The sequence below is a fragment of the Marinomonas vaga genome (assembly GCF_055388305.1).
Genome location: NZ_AP043903.1, coordinates 3,236,902 through 3,256,269 on the forward strand (window position 1 = coordinate 3,236,902; position 19,368 = coordinate 3,256,269).

Below are 19,368 nucleotides of genomic sequence, written 5' to 3' on the forward strand. Positions count from 1 at the left end.
GTGACAGACTTCCGTGGAATTTGAGACAGCCCGAGGAGTAGCCTAGATGTTTGATATTGGTGTGAACCTTGATCAACCTGCTTATTTAGATGATCTTGATCTATTTAGAAAAGAGTACAACGAGGCTGGTGTGAAAGGGATTATTTGTATCGCCTCACACTTGGAAGAAGCCAGACAAATCCTATCTCATTGCGCACCCTACCATGACATGCAGGTTACACTGGGTTGCCATCCACACCACGCCAGCAGCTGGACGAATGATCACTTCAACATATTACAGACGATGTTTACAAACCACAGCAAGGCTGTAGCGGTTGGGGAAACAGGATTAGATTTTAATCGTAATTATTCTACGCCTGACGAGCAAATTTATGCCTTTGAGCAACAATTAAAACTGGCTGAAGCCGTCAAAAAGCCCTTATTTCTACACGAGCGTGACGCCCAAGACACAATGATTAAGATGCTCAGTAACGCGGACCTTTCAGCCGGTGGCGTGATACATTGCTTTACGGGTGATGAAGACACAATGCAAGCTTACCTTTCCCTTGGTTTGCATGTAGGCATTACGGGTTGGCTACTGGATGAGAGACGTAATGAGGCCATTCAACAGGCGGTAAAATCACTTCCACTTGATCGCCTGTTATTAGAAACAGATGCTCCCTATTTGACACCGCGAAACATTCGCCCTCGTCCCAAGCGAAATCACCCTAAATATTTATCTTACATTGCAGCCGAAATCGCTCGCATAAAAGACCTTGACGTATCGCAAGTGATCGAAGCTGCCAACCAAAACACACGAACACTCTTTTCTGTGTAATCCCTTTTAAGTTGATTAGATATGCCCTAAGCATATCCAGCCTGGGCACGCTCTAATTCAAATATTGACTGTGGCAGTGGGTTCAAAGGGGTCAATGGGCAAACGAGACTGGAAGCACTGTTTAATGAATCACCGATCAACCCCATTGCAGACAATGCTAATACTACAATCTGCGTTGCTTCTTCTTCCGGTACGGTTTGAGACTTGTGATGATAGGACTTCAGTAACGGGAAGAGACCATTCTCAACGAAGCGAGCGGCTATATTTGCGTCGGTAAAGTGACTCTTTTGAAACAAGGCACTTTCAAGAATAAGGGGCTCTAGCAAGGCAACAAGCCCCCCATCCAGCCGTTCAGAAAAACAATCGGCCCGATAAAAGTAATTAGCCCAAGTAGGCTTTGTGTTTAGAATATTAATAAAGTACTTGATGAGAATTGAAATACGATTTTCAACACCTGGCTGGGTGTTCAAGAGTATAAACACATCCTTTTTAATCATCTCTGACAAACAATTGCGAACATCTCGTAGAGCTTCATCTTTGCTATCGTAGTAATTATAAAATGTGCCAATACTGACCCCAGCTTGTTCTGCGACGTGCTGAACGGTTATCTCTCGCCAATTTGTCTCTAACAGGAGATTTTGCACAGAAGTACGTAATCGATCATGGGTAATCAGTCTTTTACGTGGTGGTGTCATATTCAACCCTATCATCCCTTTTGACAAATGGTGCCATGGCTTTACTTATTACTTAAGCATAATTGCAATTAAGTCAAATCATTTAACTTAATATTGACACCTGTCAATTCCATTTTGGTAGACATAAATTAACGCAAATTAGCAGTCAGTTAAACAAACCAAAAGCTCACTGCTGTCAAAGTAAATTAAATTGAGGCGTTAGTATATCATTAGCATTCATATTGAGCATTAGGAAGACCCCCTCAACAATAGGTAAGATTTGTTTATCTATGTAATGCTGGTAATCCACATTGACTAAATCAGACTCATCACGATAGGGCACAACACCAGATAGTTGATACAGGTAAGACACTCGTTTTCGCCCGCGATCGTACTCAGGGGGCAACCCAAGCTTGGCGCGTTCTTCGTCGACCATTTTTGCTGCGCGCACGTGTGGCGGCAAAGTTTTTGTATATTTTGCCAAAGGTCGGGTTAGCTGTTTGGAATACACCAACTCTTGATCAAATTTCCCCTCAAGCAGGTCCCGCACAAAGTCGCTTACATAAGCTTCTGCATCACGGTCATGAAAAAGGTGGTCAAATAGCTCAACTTGAAAGCGTTTGGCTATGGGCGTCCAATCGCTCCTGGCAGCTTCTAACCCTTTAAATACAAGTTCCCCATTGCTCAAACCCGCATAGCGTTTTTTCGAACCTTCTTCTTGCCCACGAATGGTTGGCATATAAAACCGAGTATACAGAGTCTCAAATTCAAGCTCTAAATAAGAGTTCAAATCTGCATAGTCACCACACCAATCTGCTAAACACTGGTTAATCACAGCACACAACTCAGTACCAGCTTGCCTTGCTTCTTCTTCATTCAAATCATCAGACAGGGTGATAAACAAAGAATCTGTGTCCCCATAAATCACTTTAGCGCCGCGTTCTTCCATCCAGTCCTTGGTACGCCCAAGCAATTCATGACCTCGCATAGTGATAGAGCTAGCCAACTCCGCATGATAAAAGCGGCACACAGCAGAACCCAGCACGCCGTAAAATGAGTTCATAATGATTTTGATGGCATAACTCAAAATACTGTTGCCGTCTCGTTTGGCTTGCTCTCTAGATTGTGCCAGCTCCGTCACCAACTCTGGCAAAATGGCATATTGACGCTCAAATGAGGCTCCACGGTAACCAGGCACCAATGAGGGATCTTGCTTCAGGGCTTGCGCGACTATTCTCGCCAAAGGGTCCACATAGAAGGTGCGAATGATGCTGGGATATAGACTCTTAAAATCAAAAACAAGCACGTTTTTATATAAACCCGGTACCGAAGACATGACAAAACCACCCGGGCTCGCGACAAACTTCTCGTCTCGCCAAGCGGGCGCCACCCAACCCTTACGGTGCAGTCGTGGTAAATACAGGTTTTCAAAGGAAGCAACCGACCCTCCTGTTTGAGATAAAGGGATACCGGTCAAATCAACTCGTGTTTGCTGTAATTCAATAAGTTGAAGCTTGTGAAAGATTCGTTCAACCAGAACACAATCCTGTAAGTTGTAAGCAACAAACTGAGGCAAATCCTCCTGATGCATACGCTCGATTTCTTGCCAGCGATCACCACCAGTGAGTAACTTACCATCATCCAGCAATTCATGGCTGACGTTATTTAAGCTGTAAGAATTAAAATGGTATCCCCCCACTTTTAGCATGGTGATGCCATCTAACACTACTCGCCCAGCCATGTTGGCGAACACCTTCCCAGATTCTTTTGCTTCTCTAACACGCCATGGCTCTCCCCCAACACCTAAAGCAGGACTGAGCCCCAAGGCCCTAAATCTCTGATCAAGAAACATCAGGTCAAAGCCAATAACATTCCATCCAATGATGATGTCTGGACTATGGCGGCGGACAAACTTAATAAACGCCAACAGTAGCTTACGCTCATCTGAAAAAGCATAAACGTTGTCAATCTCCACAGTGGAATCACTCACCACCAAGACCACCTGACGCTCACCACTCGTGATACCAATAGACAGGAGTTCATTACGAGAGACAGAGGTTTCAATGTCTAAAGACCAAACTTGCCAATCCGCATGATAAGTTCCCGGCTTCATTCGAGCATCAGTAAAAGCTCCGCCTTCCGGTCGCCCGATAAACTCTACTTGGCCACGTATGTTCCGCTCCATTAAATAGCGGTCTTCTGGCTTTACATCTTCTTCGTAAACGTCATAGCCCTGTTTTTTTACTAGGGCAACCATTTGGCGCAGCAACAATAAGCTTGCGCAACGCACCACAGTGACGTTTTCATGGGAAAAGGATTTTAGGTGACTGTCTTCGCAAGTCACACCTACTACATTAGGTTCAATGACATCCGCAGGAGCATTAGTAAAGAAAAGCGAGTCAGGGTTAGCGATACTCACCCTGACTGTTCCGCCATCCGTTTTAACGTAATAGTGAATGTCTAATTGACCTTTTTCATCACTGCTGTGACGGCTGACGATATAACCTTGATGTGTTTCAAACATGAATAGATGTACTTAAATGGATCTCAAAAGTCGAATGGGCGGCACTTTTAACACAGCTCGACTCGCAAATACACCTATAATTGTCACAATCAACCATCCAGCCAAAGGACCAATTACCCAGAGAACAGGATGTGGACTCACTTCCATTTCAAAAACAAAGTGCTGCAATCCAATTAGTGAGAGCTCCGCACCGGCGGCACCCACTAGGCCAGAAAACAAACCCAGCGCTCCGAACTCCACTAACAGAGCTTGTCGCACAACCGCTTTCGTTGCACCAAGTGTTCGTAGCAATGCCCCCTCTTCAAGTCGCTCATCCAAGGTTGCACGTACACTGGCGATCAATACCAAGGCCCCCGCAGACAAGATAAAGGCTAGTACTATCTGCAAGGCACTGGCGAGCTGAGCAATAATTGCTTGAACCTGTTTAAGTAACTCACCAATATTTAACATGGATACCGTGGGATAGTTCGCCATGAAGCGATAGAAACCAGGTGCCGTCGCATCGGTCAAAAACACACTGCTCACATAATTGGCTTGATAATCAGATAGCACTGACTCAGGCAATATCAGATAAAAGTTAGGCTGCATACTTTGCCAATCCACTTCCCGTATAGACGTAATCGGCAAGGTGTAATCAATACCACCAATATTAATGGTTAATTCGTCCCCTAAGGTGACACCAGCCTCAACCGCTGCCTCTTGCTCAATGGATAAACCTTCACCATTAAAGTTACCCTCAACCACACTGGTGCCCTCACCTAACTCATTCGCCCAAGTCAGGTTTAGCTCTCGTTCAGCGATTTCAGGTTCATCTCGACGATCAGGAAACAAGACCTCAACCGCTTCCCCATTAATATGTGTCACACGGCCACGAACCATTGGAAACCAGTCGGACGACACAATATTGGCACTCTGAGTATATTGAGAAATACCCTCAAGCTGCTGTGCTTGAACATTAAACAAATAGTGATTTGGGGTGTCTTCTGGAATCTGATTTTGCCAGTCACGTATCAGGTTACTCTGAACCCCCACCAAAACTAAACTCAGCATAATAATTAAGGTAAACACCAATAACTGAAACAGGTTGCTCACTAAGCGACGATGCAAAGAGGCTAAACCAACCTGCCACCCCGTAGTGGCTTGCCTTGATAATGAGCGACTGACACGAAACAGCCCCCATCCCACCAAAAACACCAGCAAGGTGACAGCCCCCAGCGCCACCATCATGATGCTCGGCAAAGTCCAGCCCCCCGCATAGACCACCATCAGTAGGTACATGCCCACCAATCCAAAGACAAACAAGGATACGGCGCTGCCTTTTATTTCAGCATTTGGCTGCAGTACACGCAGGGGTGGAACTTGTATTAACCGTGCAAGTAAGGGCGCACAAAATGCTAGGACAGAAATACCCGCCGTAGCTGCGCCAAGCCATAACTTCACCAAACTAGGCGCAGGTAATTCTGACGTCATTAGCGAGGATAATAATTGGGCAATAAACTCCTGCACCCCAAGCCCAAGAGCCGACCCGATAAGAATCCCCAGAAGCGTAATCATCACCACCTGAAAGGACATCAAAGACACCAATCGCTTGGGCGTCGCCCCAAGGGTTTTCATCACCGCAAATTGAGTTAGATGACGTTTTACATAACGAGAGGATGCCAGCGCCATGGCCACCCCTGACATCACTACAGCCAAGGTTCCAGCCAATAACAAAAAGGACTCGGCGCGATTAACTGTGCTGCCAATGCGCTCGCCACGCTCTATTGGCGTTCTAATACGCTCATTTTCTGGGAGCTGAGCAGATAAAGACGCATCAAAACTTTCTAGTGCGCTCTGATCCCCAGCATACAAAAAGGCATAACGCACCCGAGAACCAGGAATAATCACTTCCGTAGCCGCTAAGTCCGCTTCGTTCATTACTGCCCTTGGGGCAATAGAAAAAGCCGACGTGGCACTGCCTGGATCCCGTACCAGGTATTTGGACACCCTTAACTCCTTCTCTCCAACCCGAACTGTGTCATCGAGAACAACCGACAACAGACTGGCTAAGCGAGAAGAAATCCAGATAGTACCTGGTAATGGAGACGCCGAGGTTTCTACCCCAGCACCAAATGGATTGGTGTCCGTGAGATAAGCCCCCCGCAAAGGGTAGTTGGACTCAACCGCGGTGATTTGTGCCAATTGCAGGCCTTCACCACCAAAGGCCATAGACGAGAATGACGCTGTCCTAGCTGTTTCTAACCCTGCCGCTTGAGCTTCCTCTATCCATTCTAAGGGGATCGGGTCGTCCCGTCTGACACTTCGATCTGCACCCAATAGATTGGCAGACTGCACTTCAAAAGATTGCTGTAATCGGTCTACAAATAAACCAATGCCTGTGACAGTCGCAACAGACAAAACAAGGGCTACCAATAGAGTCAGCACATCCCCCGTTTTAAATTCACGTAATAGGAGTCTCCACGCAAACATTTACGACTCCTTCAGCATGCCATCGGCGATTTCAATCTGGCGGTCACAACGCTTTGCAAGCTCAGGATCATGGGTCACCACAACCAAAGTGGTGCCCTCCTCCTTATTCAAATCAAACAGCAGGTCTTCCACCAGATCACCATTCTTACTGTCTAGGTTTCCGGTGGGCTCATCCGCAAATAGAATTTTAGGGGCTGAGGCAAACGCTCTGGCAATGGCAACACGCTGCTGCTCTCCCCCAGACAGTTGTCGCGGATAATGATCTAGACGATGCGCTAACCCCACAGCCTCTAGCAAGGCATGGGCACGATCGTTAGCGGATTTTTCACCTTTTAATTCATTGGGCAACATGACATTTTCAAGGGCCGTCAAACTGGGCAATAGATGAAACGACTGAAAGATAAAGCCCACATATTTACCCCGCAAAACAGCTCGACCTTCTTCATCTAGCGTTTCTAGCTTCTCCCCAAACAACTCGATACTTCCGCCGGTATGCTGATCCAAACCGGCCATCAAACCAAGGAGCGTAGATTTACCGGAACCAGAGGAGCCAATAATGGCAACGGATTCCCCGTCCTTGATTTCGATGTTAATTCCTTTCAGTATGTCCAGTTGCCCGTTATTGGTATCGACGGAATGATTTAAGTCTCTGATGGTCAAAGCCGACGGTGTTTCCATGTCTTGCATATATAAGGTGCCCTATAATGTTTAAACTGTTCATTTCACTTGGAATGCTGTTGCTGTCAGTGTCAATTCAAGCCAAAACGCTATTGGTTTTTGGCGACAGTCTCAGTGCTGCATATAACCTCAGACAACAGGATGGCTGGGTTAGTTTAATGGCAGAAGCGTTAAAATCTTCCCACCCAGAAATTACTGTTGTAAATGCCAGCGTTAGTGGCGAAACCAGTCAAGGTGGATTGTCACGCTTACCTGCACTTTTAGAACGCTATGATCCCAGCTGGGTTGTTTTAGAACTCGGTGCTAACGATGGTCTGCGTGGCTATCCACTGCAACAAACTCAAGAAAACCTAGCAACCATGATTGACCTTGCCATGAATACCAATGCAGAAGTACTCCTTATTGGTAATCGTCTTCCCAGTAACTATGGCCGCACCTACACTGAGCAATTTTTTACTATGTACAAGACTCTAGCGGACAGTAAAGAGGTGGCATACATTCCCTTTATGCTGGAAAATGTCGCCCTTGATAAATCACTTATGCAAAGCGATGGCCTTCACCCCAATGCCGCTGGCCAGCCCATAGTTCTAAACAACATAGCACCGGTTCTCTTGCCAATGCTGCAATAACCTAAGGAAGTACGATGAAAGCTGTATTTTTGGATCGTGGATCTTTCCCTGAAAATATAGATATTCCACTCCCTGACTGTATTACCCAGTCAGAGTTTTACCATAATTCTGATGACAGCAATGTGGTTGAAAGAATTCAAGACGCAGAGATCATTCTCACCAACAAGGTAAAACTCAATCAGGCTCAACTTGCCCAAGCACCGAATCTAAAATTAATCCAAGTCATGGCGACAGGCCTTAACAATGTGGATTTAGAGGCTTGCGCGTCACTTGGGATCGCAGTACGTAATGTTTCCGGCTATTCCACTGAAGCCGTCCCAGAACACACTTTCTCACTGATTTTGGCTTTGCGCCGTAAGGTTTTTCAGTATCATCAAGATGTACGCAATGGGCGCTGGGCGCATTCAGAATTCTTCTGCTTTATGGATCACCCTATGCAGGACATCTACGGCAGTACCTTAGCCATCATTGGAAAAGGGGCACTAGGAACACGAGTCGCTACCATCGCCGAAGCCTTTGGCATGAAAACAGTATTTGCTGAGCACAAATCAGCCACTAAAATTCGTTCTGGTTATGTTGCCTTTGAAGAAGCCATCAGTAGCGCTGACATCATCACCCTACACTGCCCATTAACCAGTGACACCAAAGATCTGATTAATGCAGAAGCATTTGCCAAAATGAAATCCAACGCCTTAGTGATCAACACAGGTCGTGGTGGTTTAGTGAATGAAGAAGACTTGGTCTCTGCATTAACGTCAGGTCAAATTGCTGGGGCGGGATTTGACGTGGCTACGGTAGAACCCATGCCACAAGACCATATTCTAAATACCCTTATGGACATGCCCAATTTCTTACTGACGCCTCATGTTGCATGGGCCAGTGAAAATGCGATGACCAGACTGGTTAACATTGCAGCGACCAACATCGAAACCTTTGTTAAACAAGAGGCCAAATGAGTCTCGACATCCTGTATCAAGATTCCGCCATTGTGGCGGTTAATAAACCCAGCGGTTTACTGGTGCACCGAACGGATCTCGCCAAAGAAGAACAAGACGCGGTAGTACAGCGTCTAAATGAGCAACTAGGCCAATGGGTTTACCCTATACATCGACTTGATAGAGCCACTTCAGGGGTACTGATTATGGCGCTAGACAGTGACACTGCAGCCCAGCTTGGGAACCAATTTACTGATCGCGAAACCCAAAAAGTTTACCAAGCCATTGTCCGAGGCCACACCAACGACAATGGGATCATTGATTATCCCCTTGCAAAGCTTAACGAAGAAAAAGGCAGGTCAAGGTTTAAAATTGAAGGCACAGAAAAAGAAGCGGTTAGCCACTATAGAACACTACAGCACTTTGAAATCCCCTATGCCGTCAGTCGTTATGACAAGATGCGTCTTAGTTTAGTGGAAGTGAGACCCGAACATGGCCGCACCCATCAAATCCGGCGCCACTTTAAACACATCTTTCACCCACTTCTTGGGGATACCCGTTATGGCTGCCGCCATCATAACCAGGTAATGAGGGCGAACTGGAACCCGGCTTTGCGACTTATGCTTCATGCAACCTCTCTGACCATTCAGCACCCAAAAAGTGGAGAATCCTTGACCATCAATGCACCACTGCCACAAGATTTTAATGAACTGATAGCAGAGCTTAATGCACTATCAGTACCAGACTTACCCAGCAATACAGTGAATTAAATTATGAGCAAAAGACTAGTTTACTCAACAGACCAAGGACGACTGTGTCCAGAATGCAACCAAGCCATCGATGACTGTCGCTGCAGTACCGCAGACCAACCCCTAGGCAGTGGCAACGTTAAAATTCAGCTCGAGACAAAAGGCCGAAAAGGAAAAGGGGTAACTTTAGTTAAAGATTTAGCGCTTACAGCCGATGAGTTAAAGGCACTTGGGAAAAAGCTAAAGAATCACTGTGGTGTCGGCGGATCCGTTAAAGACGGAACAATTGAAATTCAAGGTGATCAACGCCCCAAGATTAAAGCGTTTCTTGAAAGCCAAGGGATTAAGGCCAAAATAGCTGGAGGCTAGTTACAAAAGTTAACAGTTGTATTTTTACTGTAACCTAATCGATACATGAGAATGGAAATTGTCCCTATTTATCAATAAGCTAAGGTTTTGTTTTATACGCGCAACTGTTAAATTTGACTGAATCTTAATTCAACTAAGGTGATCGAATGCACGTGGACAGTCCTCGTCAGGCAAACGCTCTACTCAAAAAAGCAGTTCCTCTGATGCGAAAAATGGACGTCGCACCGACCCCTTACAACTACGGAATTTGGTACGAATACGTTCGCCAAACTTCTCCTAAACTTAACCAGCTCGTCGACACTACTATCGGCCGGCTGGGAAGTTTACCCAGCTTTGTTTCCAAAGAGCTGTTTCATCAGTTTCTGGTGGCTGAAGAAGCCCGCTATAACAACGAACATAAAGACCGCCTTGAGCAACTAGTCGAAAACGTCTCACAAAGCACCACTGACATGAAGTCTAGCCTCAAGACACTTGAGTCTAATGTTGCCAAGAGCCGCAAAGTTTTAGCTCGTGCAGATCGTGCGAAGCATCTTGATAAAGTGATTAACTTTTTGGACAAAGGTACACAGAAGGCACTTCAAGATGCTGACGAATTCTCCAAGACCTTATCTAGAGTTAACAAAGAAGTCTCACAACTTAAAGCAGAACTAGAAGAAATCAAAAACAATGTCGACCTAGACCCACTGACCCAATTACTAAATCAGAAAGGCTTGGAAAGACAATTGTATACCCTAGTACCTTCTTCAGAAGACGATCTATCTGTTCTTATAATCGACATAGATCACCTGAAGTCCGTTAACAGCAATTATGGTCGTCGCGCAGGCACTGCACTGATTTGCCATATTAGCCGAGTATTACAAAGCCGGAAGCTGGAAAACGCCACCCTTGCACGGTTACACGGTGGCACCTTCGCTGTGGTACTTCATGAAGCCACGCTGGATTTTGCTATTGAGTACGCAGAAATCTTAAGAACCCACCTCAATAAACAACGCCTAAAATCTCGTAACGGATCAGGGATATTACCAAGCATTCAAGTCTCAATTGGCGTCGCCACCATCATAGGTCAGGAAAACCCTGCTAACTTAATTGCCCGTGCCAACGGATATCTGGATAATGCTAAGCGTCAAGGCCGAAACAGAACGGCCAGCCGCTAACTTAACAGAAGATCCACCCTCCTATGGATAGCTCAGTACACACGCTCGAAATTGAAGTTCGAGACTACGAATGCGACATGCAAGGCATCGTCAACAACGCCGTATACCAAAATTACCTAGAACACGCCCGTCATACGTTTATCAAAAGCAAAGGCTTAGATTTCGCGAAAATCACTGCCCAAGGCGTGCACCTTGTCGTGATGCGCGCAGAGCTTGATTACAAAGCCCCTCTTAAAAGCGGCATGACTGCTTGCATCAATACCCAGTGCGAACGCATTAGCAAATTTAAAATCGCATTCCAGCAAGAAATCACAGCAAATGGACGCACCAGCATGGTGGCCCGTTTTATCATTGCATCGATAAATCCTAATGGACGACCAGTTGTATACGAAGACGCTGACGCTCTTTTTAGCTGACCACTTACTTAAACCCAACATGAAAGGATTGCATGGATAGCAAAGGGACTTTGCGTATACAATCAACCTACGGGATACACATTAGAGGCAGTAACAAAGTGAGCACCCCCCCAGAGACTTCTTGGATCGACAACAATCAAACAAAGACATTGAGCAAAGACGACAGCATCCACCAAAGCATACTTAACGCCATCGTTGAGCATCGTTTAACACCCGGCACCCACCTCCCGGAAGACTCCCTTTCTGAAGTATTCGGCGTAAGCCGTACTGGTATCCGCAAGGTATTACAACGCTTGGCCCTTGAAAAACTCATTACGATCAAGCCGAAACGTGGTGCATTTGTCGCAGAACCCGGTGAACAAGAGGCGAATGATGTATTTGCCGCCCGCCAACTGATCGAGCCAGGCCTTATGGCGCAAGTGATTGAAAAGGGAACCAAGGAAGACTGGGACAATCTGAAAAGCATTGCAGAGCAAGAGCACCAAGCACAACAAACCAACCAACAGAACCTATCCATTCAGTTATCCAGTCAGTTCCATATTGCCGTAGCACATATTGCAAAAAATCATGTCTTAACAGAAGTGGTGTCACAGCTTACAACACGCTCTTCCCTAATCATTGCTGTCTATGGTTCACAGACTCAAATAGGCTGCGAGTGCGGCCACCACTCAGAACTTATCCAGCTATTGGAAAGTGGCGAAGGGAAGAAAGCAAAAGCTTGGATGAAGAAACACCTAATTGAAATCCAGAAAAGCTTAAACATCGCGACAGAAGTAAAGCGTACGCCAGACTTCCACTCAATCTTCAAACAATAAACCGCTTGTTAGAGCTGTTTATAACAAACACAAAAAAGCCGCTACTTTTTCAAGTAGCGGCTTTTTAATATGGCGGTGAGCAAGAGATTCGAACTCTTGATGCCTTTCGACATACACGCTTTCCAGGCGTGCTCCTTCGGCCACTCGGACAGCTCACCAAAACTTTTTGATTGCTTCTCTGCAATTCGTGGCGCGTATATTAGTGGTGAAGTTATTGAATTGCAAGCATTTATTTATCAATAAAAGACAATCTTTCTGTTATGCCTGTATCTTGTACAGGTTGTGGCGTATTTGTAGGGGTTCCTGCATAAATTAAGCCCACAACATGGTGATTGGCTTGTAAACCTAATAATGCTTTTGCCTGATTAGTAAACACGGCAGGGCCAGTACGCCACATTGCACCATATCCCAGGGCATCTAAACCAAGCAATACCTGTTGTGCCGCCGCAGAGGCAGCCATAAGCTGTTCAAACTCTGGGACCTTTGGGTGATCAACAAGCTCAGCGTAAACCAACAATACTGCTGGAGCGCGGTACGCTTTCTTAATAAATGATTCTGCTTTTTCATCAGTTAAGCTATCGACTTCTTTTTTTGCGTGCTGCCAATACAACTCACCCAGTTGGCGACGCCCTTCTCCTTCATACACTCGAAAACGCCATGGCTTCAGAGCACCGTGATCTGCTGCCCTGCTGGCCGCATCCAATACCTCAAACCACTCATCATGGCTTGGCGCTGGCGCCTCAAGCTGATTTTTAGATACACGATTACGCATGAACTGCAAAAAATCTTTACTCATACAATCAATAATTCCGTTAATATCAAAAACATACCCACAACATAACGAAAGTGTTGTTCAATGTAAATTGAAATGAATCTCATTTAAGTGGAGTTTAATCATGGAAAAGTGGACAGTTTGGATACTTTTAGAAGCCACAACCGTATTTATCGCTACATTTCTTTTCCTAATGTGGCGAATCCATGCCTTAAAACGTACTCCCCTAACCTCCAGTAATCAAGAAGAGCAAATCGACAAAAACACGGACTCCCCTAGCACTAACGAAGACGAGCCAGAGACGATAAACCCCTATCGACTGTTTGCAAGCAAACTGGATGCCCAAGCCAATGACACAGCTGACCGACTTGCGATGCTGAGGGACAGCGACGACCTAAGAGCCGTTACCGAATTGAAACTGTGGGGAACACTCGTCAAAGCCGAGAGAGCCATTGTATTAAATGATGCATCCCAAAACCCCCAGATCATTCTTAATCGTTTTATGGCGACCATCATTCAAAGTTTAGAAGTTGTACAAGCCAAAAACCTAAACAAACACGCCATTTCAAAAAACCTAGAAGACCTAGACGCCGAATTCATTCAAGCGAGTGAGATATTGATAAGCAAAGAATCTCTATTAGAGAATCAAAAGGCATTACACGAACAACTACGCGAGAACATTGATCGAGCTGACAAAAAATTAAAGAAACTTGGTGTCAAAACGATTGAGTTAGAGCGCCTAATCCATGAGCTCGAAACACTGAAATCACACATCAAAACTCTTGAACAAAGCAGTGATCAAAGCTTTGAAATTACTGCGCCTTCAAAAGCTGAGATTGAACACCATAATCACCATGCTGCACGTCATCTACATAAATTACAGCGCCTATCAGAGCGCCAGCAAGCGATTATTGATCAATTACAAGCTCAACTCGTAGACAACCAAACCAACCCCACTGAACGGGAAGAAGTTAGCCATTTGGCCTTGAAACGGATGGAGCGAATGGCCGCAGAATCGAACTCTCTTATAGGACAACTGCAAGCAGAGCTTGAAAGTGCAAACCTATCCATTAACTCCCTAAAAGAAGAAATACATTCCAAAGATACTCAGCTCAAAGAGCTTGATGAGAAAATTAAAGCCGCAGAAGGCAATGGCGCTTTAGATGGTTTCCTAGCACTGCATTCTGATAAACAAACCACGCTGGAATCTATCATTGGTAATTTATCGAGCATTAAGAACACTTCACCAGAATCAGACTCCACCCTATCTAAACAAGAAAAAGAGGTCAAAAACCTCGAACACATGCTAAAAGAGTCTGAAACCTGTGTGCAGCTCCTCGCTCAAGAGCTAGACAGCGCAGAAAAAGCAAATGAAAACCTGCGCGAACAAGTCGAAACAAAAATGCGTGAAAAAGCCCTAGAATCTGACGAGCCAAATCCACTCAAAGAGCTTGAAAAACTTCGGGAAAACAACCGAGACCTAGTCTCCAAAGTAAGCAAGATAAAAGAGTCCCTTTTATCTCAGGTGTCAGAAAGCGCAGAAAAAGACCTTAGAAACACCTATAACAAAAAGAGCCTAGAATTAGACCGACTTCAACTTGCTTATTCGGATCTTGAAAGGAAATATTTAGGGACACTTCGCTGACGCGACCTAGGGCCGCGTCGGGAAGATTCTTATCTATAACTATTGTCGAATTAAGCGATCATTACCCAAGACGATATTGTCACTAGAGCGATATGGGTTAATATCCAAGCCTCCGCGACGCACATATCGAGCATATACGACTAAACTCTCTGGACGGCACTGGGTCATAATATCAATAAAGATACGCTCTACACATTGCTCATGAAAGTCAGTGTGTTCACGAAAGGACGCCACATATTTTAGTAGTCCTTCATGACTGATTTTGTCACCACGATAGTCAATGAACAAAGACCCCCAATCAGGCTGATTGGTCACAGGGCAATTTGACTTCAACAAATGACTTACCAAGCGCTCTTCAACCACACCTTCTGACTCACAAACCAACAAAGAAGCGTTAGGGTGGTACTCAGAAACCTCCACATCCAACTCATCAATGCAATAGTCGGGTGTCAAGACCACTAGAGATTCCATCGCGTCAACGCCACGAATAATGACCGTTACAGGAGCACCCGCCGCGCGGGATAAATCCTTTTCTAAAATCCCCTGAACTTCATATTCATCTTGATAACGCATCTGATTCAAAGAGTTTAGATACAGCTTAAAGGATTTTGATTCAATAATATTTGGTGAGTCGCACGGCAGTCGAAATTCCGCCGTAGCAACCACAGGCTTTCCTTTTTTATTGAGCCAAGATAACTCATAGGCATTCCAAATATCTTCTCCGTGAAATGGTAAGCGCTCTGACTCAATTCCCATCTCTTGCCATTTATCCACTCTGGCAATCGGGAATAATAACCCCGGATCATACTCAGAAACATACTCCGTTTTCTGACCTAAGGGCAATGCACCCATATCACACACCTCAACTTCTAATGCCTCTGCCGCGATTCAGCAGAGTAATACCTATAAATGATAACGCCACGATAAAGGCGACAATAATAACCAATGCCCACGTAACATCAATATCAGAAACACCCAAGATGCCATATCGAAACGCATTCACCATATAAAGCACAGGGTTTAGCATGGAGACACCCTGCCAAAGGTCTGGCAACAATGAGATCGAATAGAAAACCCCACCCAAGTATGTCAATGGCGTTAGAATAAATGTCGGCACTATGGAGACGTCATCAAAACTACGAGCAAACAAAGCGTTCACAAAGCCGCCCAAGGCAAACATGATGGCCGTTAACAGCACCACTAAGACCGTTAGAAGCAAGTTATGCAAATGTAACTTGGTAAAAAACAACGACAATATGGTTACCGTAACACCGACACATAATCCTCGAGCCACCCCTCCCAAAACATAGCCCGCCAACACCACCCAGTTTGGTGTAGGTGACACCAGCAATTCTTGAATGCTGTGCTGGAACTTTGCTGAAAAGAATGAAGATGCAACATTGGAGTAAGAGTTAGTGATGACAGACATCATAATCAAACCTGGCACAATGTATTGCATGTAAGTAAAGCCGCCCATTTCTCCAATTCTCGAACCAATAAGGTTACCGAAAATGGCAAAATAAAGGGTCATGGTAATGGCTGGTGGCAAAAGAGTTTGCGGCCAAATGCGCATAAAGCGACGAATTTCACGACGTAAAATAGTATAAAATGCGATCCAGATTTCACCTGAGGACATTTTAGTTTCCTTTGATTAATTTGACGAATAGCTCTTCTAAGCGGTTTGATTTATTACGCATACTGACAACTTTTGCGCCCTGAGCTTGCAAATAATTGAATACATCGTTTAGTGCTTGCCCCTTATTAATGGCAACCTCTAGTACAGATCCATCACCCACTAATTGCAGATCATAATCAGATAGATTCACTTCATTGAGAGGCTCAGCCAAATCTAGAATAAAGGTTTCACTACTTAGTGTTTTAAGCAAAGCTTTAACACTGGTGTTCTCAACAATTTCACCAGAATTAATAATGGCAATGTTACGACACAGCTGTTCAGCTTCTTCCAAGTAATGAGTTGTTAAAATGATAGTAGTACCACCTTCATTCAACCCCTTAATAAACTCCCACATAGAACGGCGTAATTCGATATCAACACCCGCGGTAGGCTCATCAAGTATTAACACTTTCGGCTCATGAATCAGTGCGCGAGCAATCATTAGTCGACGTTTCATACCGCCAGACAACATACGGGATTGAACATCTTTTTTATCCCATAGATCGAGCTGCTTCAGGTATTTCTCAGCACGCTCTTCTGCCACATCTGCAGGTATGCCGTAGAACCCAGCCTGAGTGACCACCACATTAAAAACGGTTTCAAAAACGTTGAAGTTGAATTCCTGTGGTACAACACCAAGGTATTTTTTTGCCCCTGCAAAATCCTTGTCGATATCCACACCAAAGATGCTCACTTTACCGGAGGACTTATTTACCAATGAGCAGAGAATCCCAATGGTAGTTGATTTACCGGCCCCATTAGGCCCCAGTAATGCAAAAAAATCGCCCTGCTCGACATTCAAATCCACACCTTTTAGCGCTTCAAATCCATTGTCATAACGCTTTTTAAGGTCCTTTATCTCGATAGCATATGCCATAATAATCTTCTTACCTTAAATATTAGAAACCCACTGAAAAAGGTTACATTACACGTGAGTTCAAGAATCAATTTCATCAAAGACCTGCTACAAACACTTGATCAGCGAATCAAAGAGCACGACCCTTTCGATCGCGATGTATTAGCTGAAGAGGAGCAAGACTTTATCGATAAGTGGAACACACTGATTGTGTCGGCTGATGCACCGACCTCTGAGTTTCTATTCGACACACAAGAACTCATTGGCAGATTTATTCGCTGTTATCCGAATTTAGTGCCGCTGATGCACAGGGAACTATTATACTTCGTTGGTGGCGAGTGCCTACATTACCTAGGTGATGAGGAGCTAGCACTGTATCAAAGCATCGATGAACAGCTATATGAGTTAGAAAGCGCCGGAGAAACTGCGGATATCGCGAAGCTTATCGAAATAAACAAACCAAGCGTACCGCAAAACGCACCATTGCAATAAGTTTTCTTAGTTAGAGAGCACTATCGTTAAAAAAAGCGGCTTAGCCGCTTTTTTTATACCTTCTTGAACACCAAGGTCCCGTTGGTCCCACCAAAACCGAAAGAGTTGTTTAGAACTAACTCAACTTTTCGCTTTTGAGGCGTCATGGGCACATAGTTCAAATCACACCCTTCACTTGGATCTTCCAAGTTAATCGTTGGAGGTGCCACTTGGTCACGGATTGCCAATACAGAAAATATAGACTCTACCGCTCCAGCAGCTCCTAACAAATGCCCCACCATAGATTTTGTGGAGCTAATGGCCACATCAGATGCCGCCTGCCCCATCAGAGCTTTCACTGCTTCCGTTTCAGCAAGGTCACCAATAGGCGTAGAAGTTCCGTGGGCGTTGATGTAGTCAATATCACTGGCTTCAACAGATGCGTCTTTAAGTGCTGCACTCATAGCAGACAAGGCACCCTCACCCGTTTCAGGAGGCGCGGTCATATGGTAAGCATCGTCGCTCATGCCAAAGCCCGCAAGCTCAGCATAAATAGTCGCTCCACGTGCAACCGCATGTTCGTACTCTTCAAGCACAAGAATGCCTGCACCGTCTCCCATCACAAACCCATCTCTGTCTTTGTCCCATGGACGACTTGCAGTTTTAGGATCATCATTTCGTGTAGATAATGCACGAGCAGCACCAAAACCACCAATACCAAGTGGCGTGATAGCCATTTCTGCACCACCAGCAATCATGACATCCGCATCACCGTATGCAATCATGCGCCCCGCCATACCAATATTATGTGTACCAGTAGTACAAGCGGTCACAATGGAAATATTTGGCCCTTTAAAACCAAAACGAATGGCAACATGCCCCGAAATCATATTAATGATGGCCCCAGGCACAAAAAATGGTGAAATACGCTTCGGGCCAGATTCATTTAATAAAGCGACATTTTTCTCAATCATCGGCAAACCACCAATGCCTGAGCCGATTGCACAACCGATACGATTAAAATCAGTGCTTTCGGAGCTTAATCCTGAATCTTCAATAGCTTGTACGGCCGCAGCAATGCCATATTGAATAAAAACATCCATCTTACGAGCTTCTTTAAAGCTCATATACTGCGTTGCATCGAAGTCTTTTACTTGTGCAGCAAAACGTGTTGAAAACTGAGAAGCATCGAAGTGCTCAATATTAGAAACACCACTTTTTCCCTCTAGGATATTATCCCAAGTGTCTTTTACGTTATTGCCAAGGGGTGTCACCATTCCCATTCCGGTGATTACGACCCGACGACGAGACATATGCGTCCTCCGAAAAACTCCCTGTCATTAGGGGGTAAAATAAGAAAAGCCGCTGTACCTAAAATACGAGCGGCTTTTCGGAAACTCAATACACCAGAGTATTACAAGTTAGCGTTGATGTAATCAATTGCTGCTTGTACAGTGGTGATTTTCTCAGCTTCTTCATCAGGAATCTCAGTGTCGAATTCCTCTTCAAGAGCCATTACAAGCTCAACAGTGTCTAGGGAATCTGCACCTAGGTCATCTACGAAAGATGCCGCTGGCACTACTTCTTCCTCTTTAACACCTAGTTGTTCGCAAACGATTTTTTTAACGCGTTCTTCAATGCTACTCATTAGAAGTTCCTACTCTACTCGTTAATAGCTCATTTTGAGCATATTATGAAATTTGTGACACCCGAAAAAAGG

General features: G+C 44.9%; 20 protein-coding genes and 1 tRNA gene. 10 read left to right on the forward strand and 11 right to left on the reverse strand.

The annotated features are described in order from the left end of the window. Positions 1–46 precede the first annotated feature (46 nt). On the forward strand, positions 47–817 hold the full coding sequence (locus ACZ5DR_RS15210) for a TatD family hydrolase (protein WP_377367923.1): 771 nt from the start codon (positions 47–49) through the stop codon (positions 815–817). Positions 818–843: 26 nt separating this feature from the next. On the opposite strand, the gene ACZ5DR_RS15215 is transcribed toward ACZ5DR_RS15210, so the two are convergent. The 4 genes from ACZ5DR_RS15215 to ACZ5DR_RS15230 all read right to left on the reverse strand — a co-directional run bounded on the left by ACZ5DR_RS15215 (position 844) and on the right by ACZ5DR_RS15230 (position 7,162). Continuing rightward, the gene (locus ACZ5DR_RS15215) at positions 844–1,512 is read right to left on the reverse strand and encodes a TetR/AcrR family transcriptional regulator (RefSeq protein ID WP_377367921.1); all 669 of its coding nucleotides are present in this window, start codon (positions 1,510–1,512) and stop codon (positions 844–846) included. A 175-nt stretch (positions 1,513–1,687) separates the two neighbouring features. After that, positions 1,688–4,015 (reverse strand): DNA polymerase II, encoded by a 2,328-nt coding sequence (locus ACZ5DR_RS15220; RefSeq protein WP_377367919.1) that lies wholly within the window; start codon positions 4,013–4,015, stop codon positions 1,688–1,690. A gap of 12 nt (positions 4,016–4,027) precedes the next feature. Then, the gene (locus ACZ5DR_RS15225) at positions 4,028–6,484 is read right to left on the reverse strand and encodes an ABC transporter permease (RefSeq protein ID WP_377367917.1); all 2,457 of its coding nucleotides are present in this window, start codon (positions 6,482–6,484) and stop codon (positions 4,028–4,030) included. Beyond that, positions 6,485–7,162, reverse strand: a complete 678-nt coding sequence (locus tag ACZ5DR_RS15230) for an ABC transporter ATP-binding protein (protein WP_464543928.1) — start codon at positions 7,160–7,162, stop codon at positions 6,485–6,487. It lies immediately after the preceding gene. Between the two features lie 26 nt (positions 7,163–7,188). Between ACZ5DR_RS15230 and ACZ5DR_RS15235 the strand changes: the two genes are divergently transcribed. The 7 genes from ACZ5DR_RS15235 (at position 7,189) to ACZ5DR_RS15265 (ending at position 12,229) form a co-directional block, all read left to right on the forward strand. Continuing rightward, positions 7,189–7,791 (forward strand): arylesterase, encoded by a 603-nt coding sequence (locus ACZ5DR_RS15235; protein WP_377367913.1) that lies wholly within the window; start codon positions 7,189–7,191, stop codon positions 7,789–7,791. A 14-nt stretch (positions 7,792–7,805) separates the two neighbouring features. Continuing rightward, complete coding sequence (locus ACZ5DR_RS15240) at positions 7,806–8,747, forward strand: D-2-hydroxyacid dehydrogenase (protein WP_377367911.1); 942 nt, start codon at positions 7,806–7,808, stop codon at positions 8,745–8,747. Beyond that, positions 8,744–9,496 (forward strand): pseudouridine synthase, encoded by a 753-nt coding sequence (locus ACZ5DR_RS15245; RefSeq protein WP_377367909.1) that lies wholly within the window; start codon positions 8,744–8,746, stop codon positions 9,494–9,496. The genes ACZ5DR_RS15240 and ACZ5DR_RS15245 overlap by 4 nt, the downstream gene beginning before the upstream one ends. 3 nt (positions 9,497–9,499) lie before the next feature. Beyond that, positions 9,500–9,844 (forward strand): translation initiation factor, encoded by a 345-nt coding sequence (locus tag ACZ5DR_RS15250; RefSeq protein ID WP_377367907.1) that lies wholly within the window; start codon positions 9,500–9,502, stop codon positions 9,842–9,844. A gap of 146 nt (positions 9,845–9,990) precedes the next feature. Beyond that, complete coding sequence (locus ACZ5DR_RS15255; RefSeq protein WP_377367905.1) at positions 9,991–10,998, forward strand: GGDEF domain-containing protein; 1,008 nt, start codon at positions 9,991–9,993, stop codon at positions 10,996–10,998. Positions 10,999–11,021: 23 nt separating this feature from the next. Further along, the gene (locus ACZ5DR_RS15260; protein ID WP_377367903.1) at positions 11,022–11,414 is read left to right on the forward strand and encodes an acyl-CoA thioesterase; all 393 of its coding nucleotides are present in this window, start codon (positions 11,022–11,024) and stop codon (positions 11,412–11,414) included. Positions 11,415–11,512: 98 nt separating this feature from the next. Next, positions 11,513–12,229: a GntR family transcriptional regulator gene (locus tag ACZ5DR_RS15265; RefSeq protein ID WP_377367901.1), complete on the forward strand. Its 717-nt coding sequence runs from the start codon at positions 11,513–11,515 to the stop codon at positions 12,227–12,229. A 70-nt stretch (positions 12,230–12,299) separates the two neighbouring features. Here the strand turns inward: ACZ5DR_RS15265 and ACZ5DR_RS15270 are convergent. Together ACZ5DR_RS15270 and ACZ5DR_RS15275 are read right to left on the reverse strand one after the other, a co-directional pair. Then, positions 12,300–12,387: transfer RNA gene (locus tag ACZ5DR_RS15270), tRNA-Ser, on the reverse strand. Positions 12,388–12,458: 71 nt separating this feature from the next. Continuing rightward, positions 12,459–13,025, reverse strand: a complete 567-nt coding sequence (locus ACZ5DR_RS15275; RefSeq protein WP_377367899.1) for a nitroreductase family protein — start codon at positions 13,023–13,025, stop codon at positions 12,459–12,461. A gap of 100 nt (positions 13,026–13,125) precedes the next feature. On the opposite strand from ACZ5DR_RS15275, the gene ACZ5DR_RS15280 reads away from it, so the two are divergent. Continuing rightward, on the forward strand, positions 13,126–14,646 hold the full coding sequence (locus ACZ5DR_RS15280; protein WP_377367897.1) for a coiled-coil domain-containing protein: 1,521 nt from the start codon (positions 13,126–13,128) through the stop codon (positions 14,644–14,646). A gap of 39 nt (positions 14,647–14,685) precedes the next feature. Here ACZ5DR_RS15280 and queF read toward each other — a convergent pair whose 3' ends face one another. Genes queF through ACZ5DR_RS15295 form a run of 3 tightly spaced genes read right to left on the reverse strand, consistent with a single transcriptional unit; the run spans position 14,686 to position 17,198 of the window. Beyond that, entirely contained in the window at positions 14,686–15,498 is an 813-nt protein-coding gene (gene queF / locus ACZ5DR_RS15285; protein WP_377367895.1) for an NADPH-dependent 7-cyano-7-deazaguanine reductase QueF, read from the reverse strand. 10 nt (positions 15,499–15,508) lie between these two features. Further along, positions 15,509–16,282, reverse strand: coding sequence for an ABC transporter permease (locus ACZ5DR_RS15290; protein ID WP_377367893.1), 774 nt, complete (start codon positions 16,280–16,282; stop codon positions 15,509–15,511). Position 16,283: 1 nt separating this feature from the next. Further along, on the reverse strand, positions 16,284–17,198 hold the full coding sequence (locus tag ACZ5DR_RS15295) for an ABC transporter ATP-binding protein (protein WP_377367891.1): 915 nt from the start codon (positions 17,196–17,198) through the stop codon (positions 16,284–16,286). A gap of 54 nt (positions 17,199–17,252) precedes the next feature. Between ACZ5DR_RS15295 and ACZ5DR_RS15300 the strand changes: the two genes are divergently transcribed. Further along, positions 17,253–17,669: a PA2817 family protein gene (locus ACZ5DR_RS15300; RefSeq protein WP_377367889.1), complete on the forward strand. Its 417-nt coding sequence runs from the start codon at positions 17,253–17,255 to the stop codon at positions 17,667–17,669. Positions 17,670–17,722: 53 nt separating this feature from the next. Here ACZ5DR_RS15300 and fabF read toward each other — a convergent pair whose 3' ends face one another. Beyond that, on the reverse strand, positions 17,723–18,961 hold the full coding sequence (gene fabF, locus ACZ5DR_RS15305; protein WP_377367887.1) for a beta-ketoacyl-ACP synthase II: 1,239 nt from the start codon (positions 18,959–18,961) through the stop codon (positions 17,723–17,725). A gap of 101 nt (positions 18,962–19,062) precedes the next feature. Next, entirely contained in the window at positions 19,063–19,296 is a 234-nt protein-coding gene (acpP, locus tag ACZ5DR_RS15310) for an acyl carrier protein (protein ID WP_055462884.1), read from the reverse strand. Positions 19,297–19,368: the final 72 nt, after the last annotated feature.

Excerpts from the sequence above, each read along its gene's own strand:
- ACZ5DR_RS15210 (WP_377367923.1), top strand. The coding sequence starts at position 47 with ATGTTTGATATTGGTGTGAACCTTGATCAACCTGCTTATTTAGATGAT.
- ACZ5DR_RS15215 (WP_377367921.1), bottom strand. The coding sequence starts at position 1,512 with ATGACACCACCACGTAAAAGACTGATTACCCATGATCGATTACGTACT.
- ACZ5DR_RS15220 (WP_377367919.1), bottom strand. The coding sequence starts at position 4,015 with ATGTTTGAAACACATCAAGGTTATATCGTCAGCCGTCACAGCAGTGAT.
- ACZ5DR_RS15225 (WP_377367917.1), bottom strand. The coding sequence starts at position 6,484 with ATGTTTGCGTGGAGACTCCTATTACGTGAATTTAAAACGGGGGATGTG.
- ACZ5DR_RS15230 (WP_464543928.1), bottom strand. The coding sequence starts at position 7,162 with ATGGAAACACCGTCGGCTTTGACCATCAGAGACTTAAATCATTCCGTC.
- ACZ5DR_RS15235 (WP_377367913.1), top strand. The coding sequence starts at position 7,189 with ATGTTTAAACTGTTCATTTCACTTGGAATGCTGTTGCTGTCAGTGTCA.
- ACZ5DR_RS15240 (WP_377367911.1), top strand. The coding sequence starts at position 7,806 with ATGAAAGCTGTATTTTTGGATCGTGGATCTTTCCCTGAAAATATAGAT.
- ACZ5DR_RS15245 (WP_377367909.1), top strand. The coding sequence starts at position 8,744 with ATGAGTCTCGACATCCTGTATCAAGATTCCGCCATTGTGGCGGTTAAT.
- ACZ5DR_RS15250 (WP_377367907.1), top strand. The coding sequence starts at position 9,500 with ATGAGCAAAAGACTAGTTTACTCAACAGACCAAGGACGACTGTGTCCA.
- ACZ5DR_RS15255 (WP_377367905.1), top strand. The coding sequence starts at position 9,991 with ATGCACGTGGACAGTCCTCGTCAGGCAAACGCTCTACTCAAAAAAGCA.
- ACZ5DR_RS15260 (WP_377367903.1), top strand. The coding sequence starts at position 11,022 with ATGGATAGCTCAGTACACACGCTCGAAATTGAAGTTCGAGACTACGAA.
- ACZ5DR_RS15275 (WP_377367899.1), bottom strand. The coding sequence starts at position 13,025 with ATGAGTAAAGATTTTTTGCAGTTCATGCGTAATCGTGTATCTAAAAAT.
- ACZ5DR_RS15280 (WP_377367897.1), top strand. The coding sequence starts at position 13,126 with ATGGAAAAGTGGACAGTTTGGATACTTTTAGAAGCCACAACCGTATTT.
- queF (WP_377367895.1), bottom strand. The coding sequence starts at position 15,498 with ATGGGTGCATTGCCCTTAGGTCAGAAAACGGAGTATGTTTCTGAGTAT.
- ACZ5DR_RS15290 (WP_377367893.1), bottom strand. The coding sequence starts at position 16,282 with ATGTCCTCAGGTGAAATCTGGATCGCATTTTATACTATTTTACGTCGT.
- ACZ5DR_RS15295 (WP_377367891.1), bottom strand. The coding sequence starts at position 17,198 with ATGGCATATGCTATCGAGATAAAGGACCTTAAAAAGCGTTATGACAAT.
- fabF (WP_377367887.1), bottom strand. The coding sequence starts at position 18,961 with ATGTCTCGTCGTCGGGTCGTAATCACCGGAATGGGAATGGTGACACCC.
- acpP (WP_055462884.1), bottom strand. The coding sequence starts at position 19,296 with ATGAGTAGCATTGAAGAACGCGTTAAAAAAATCGTTTGCGAACAACTA.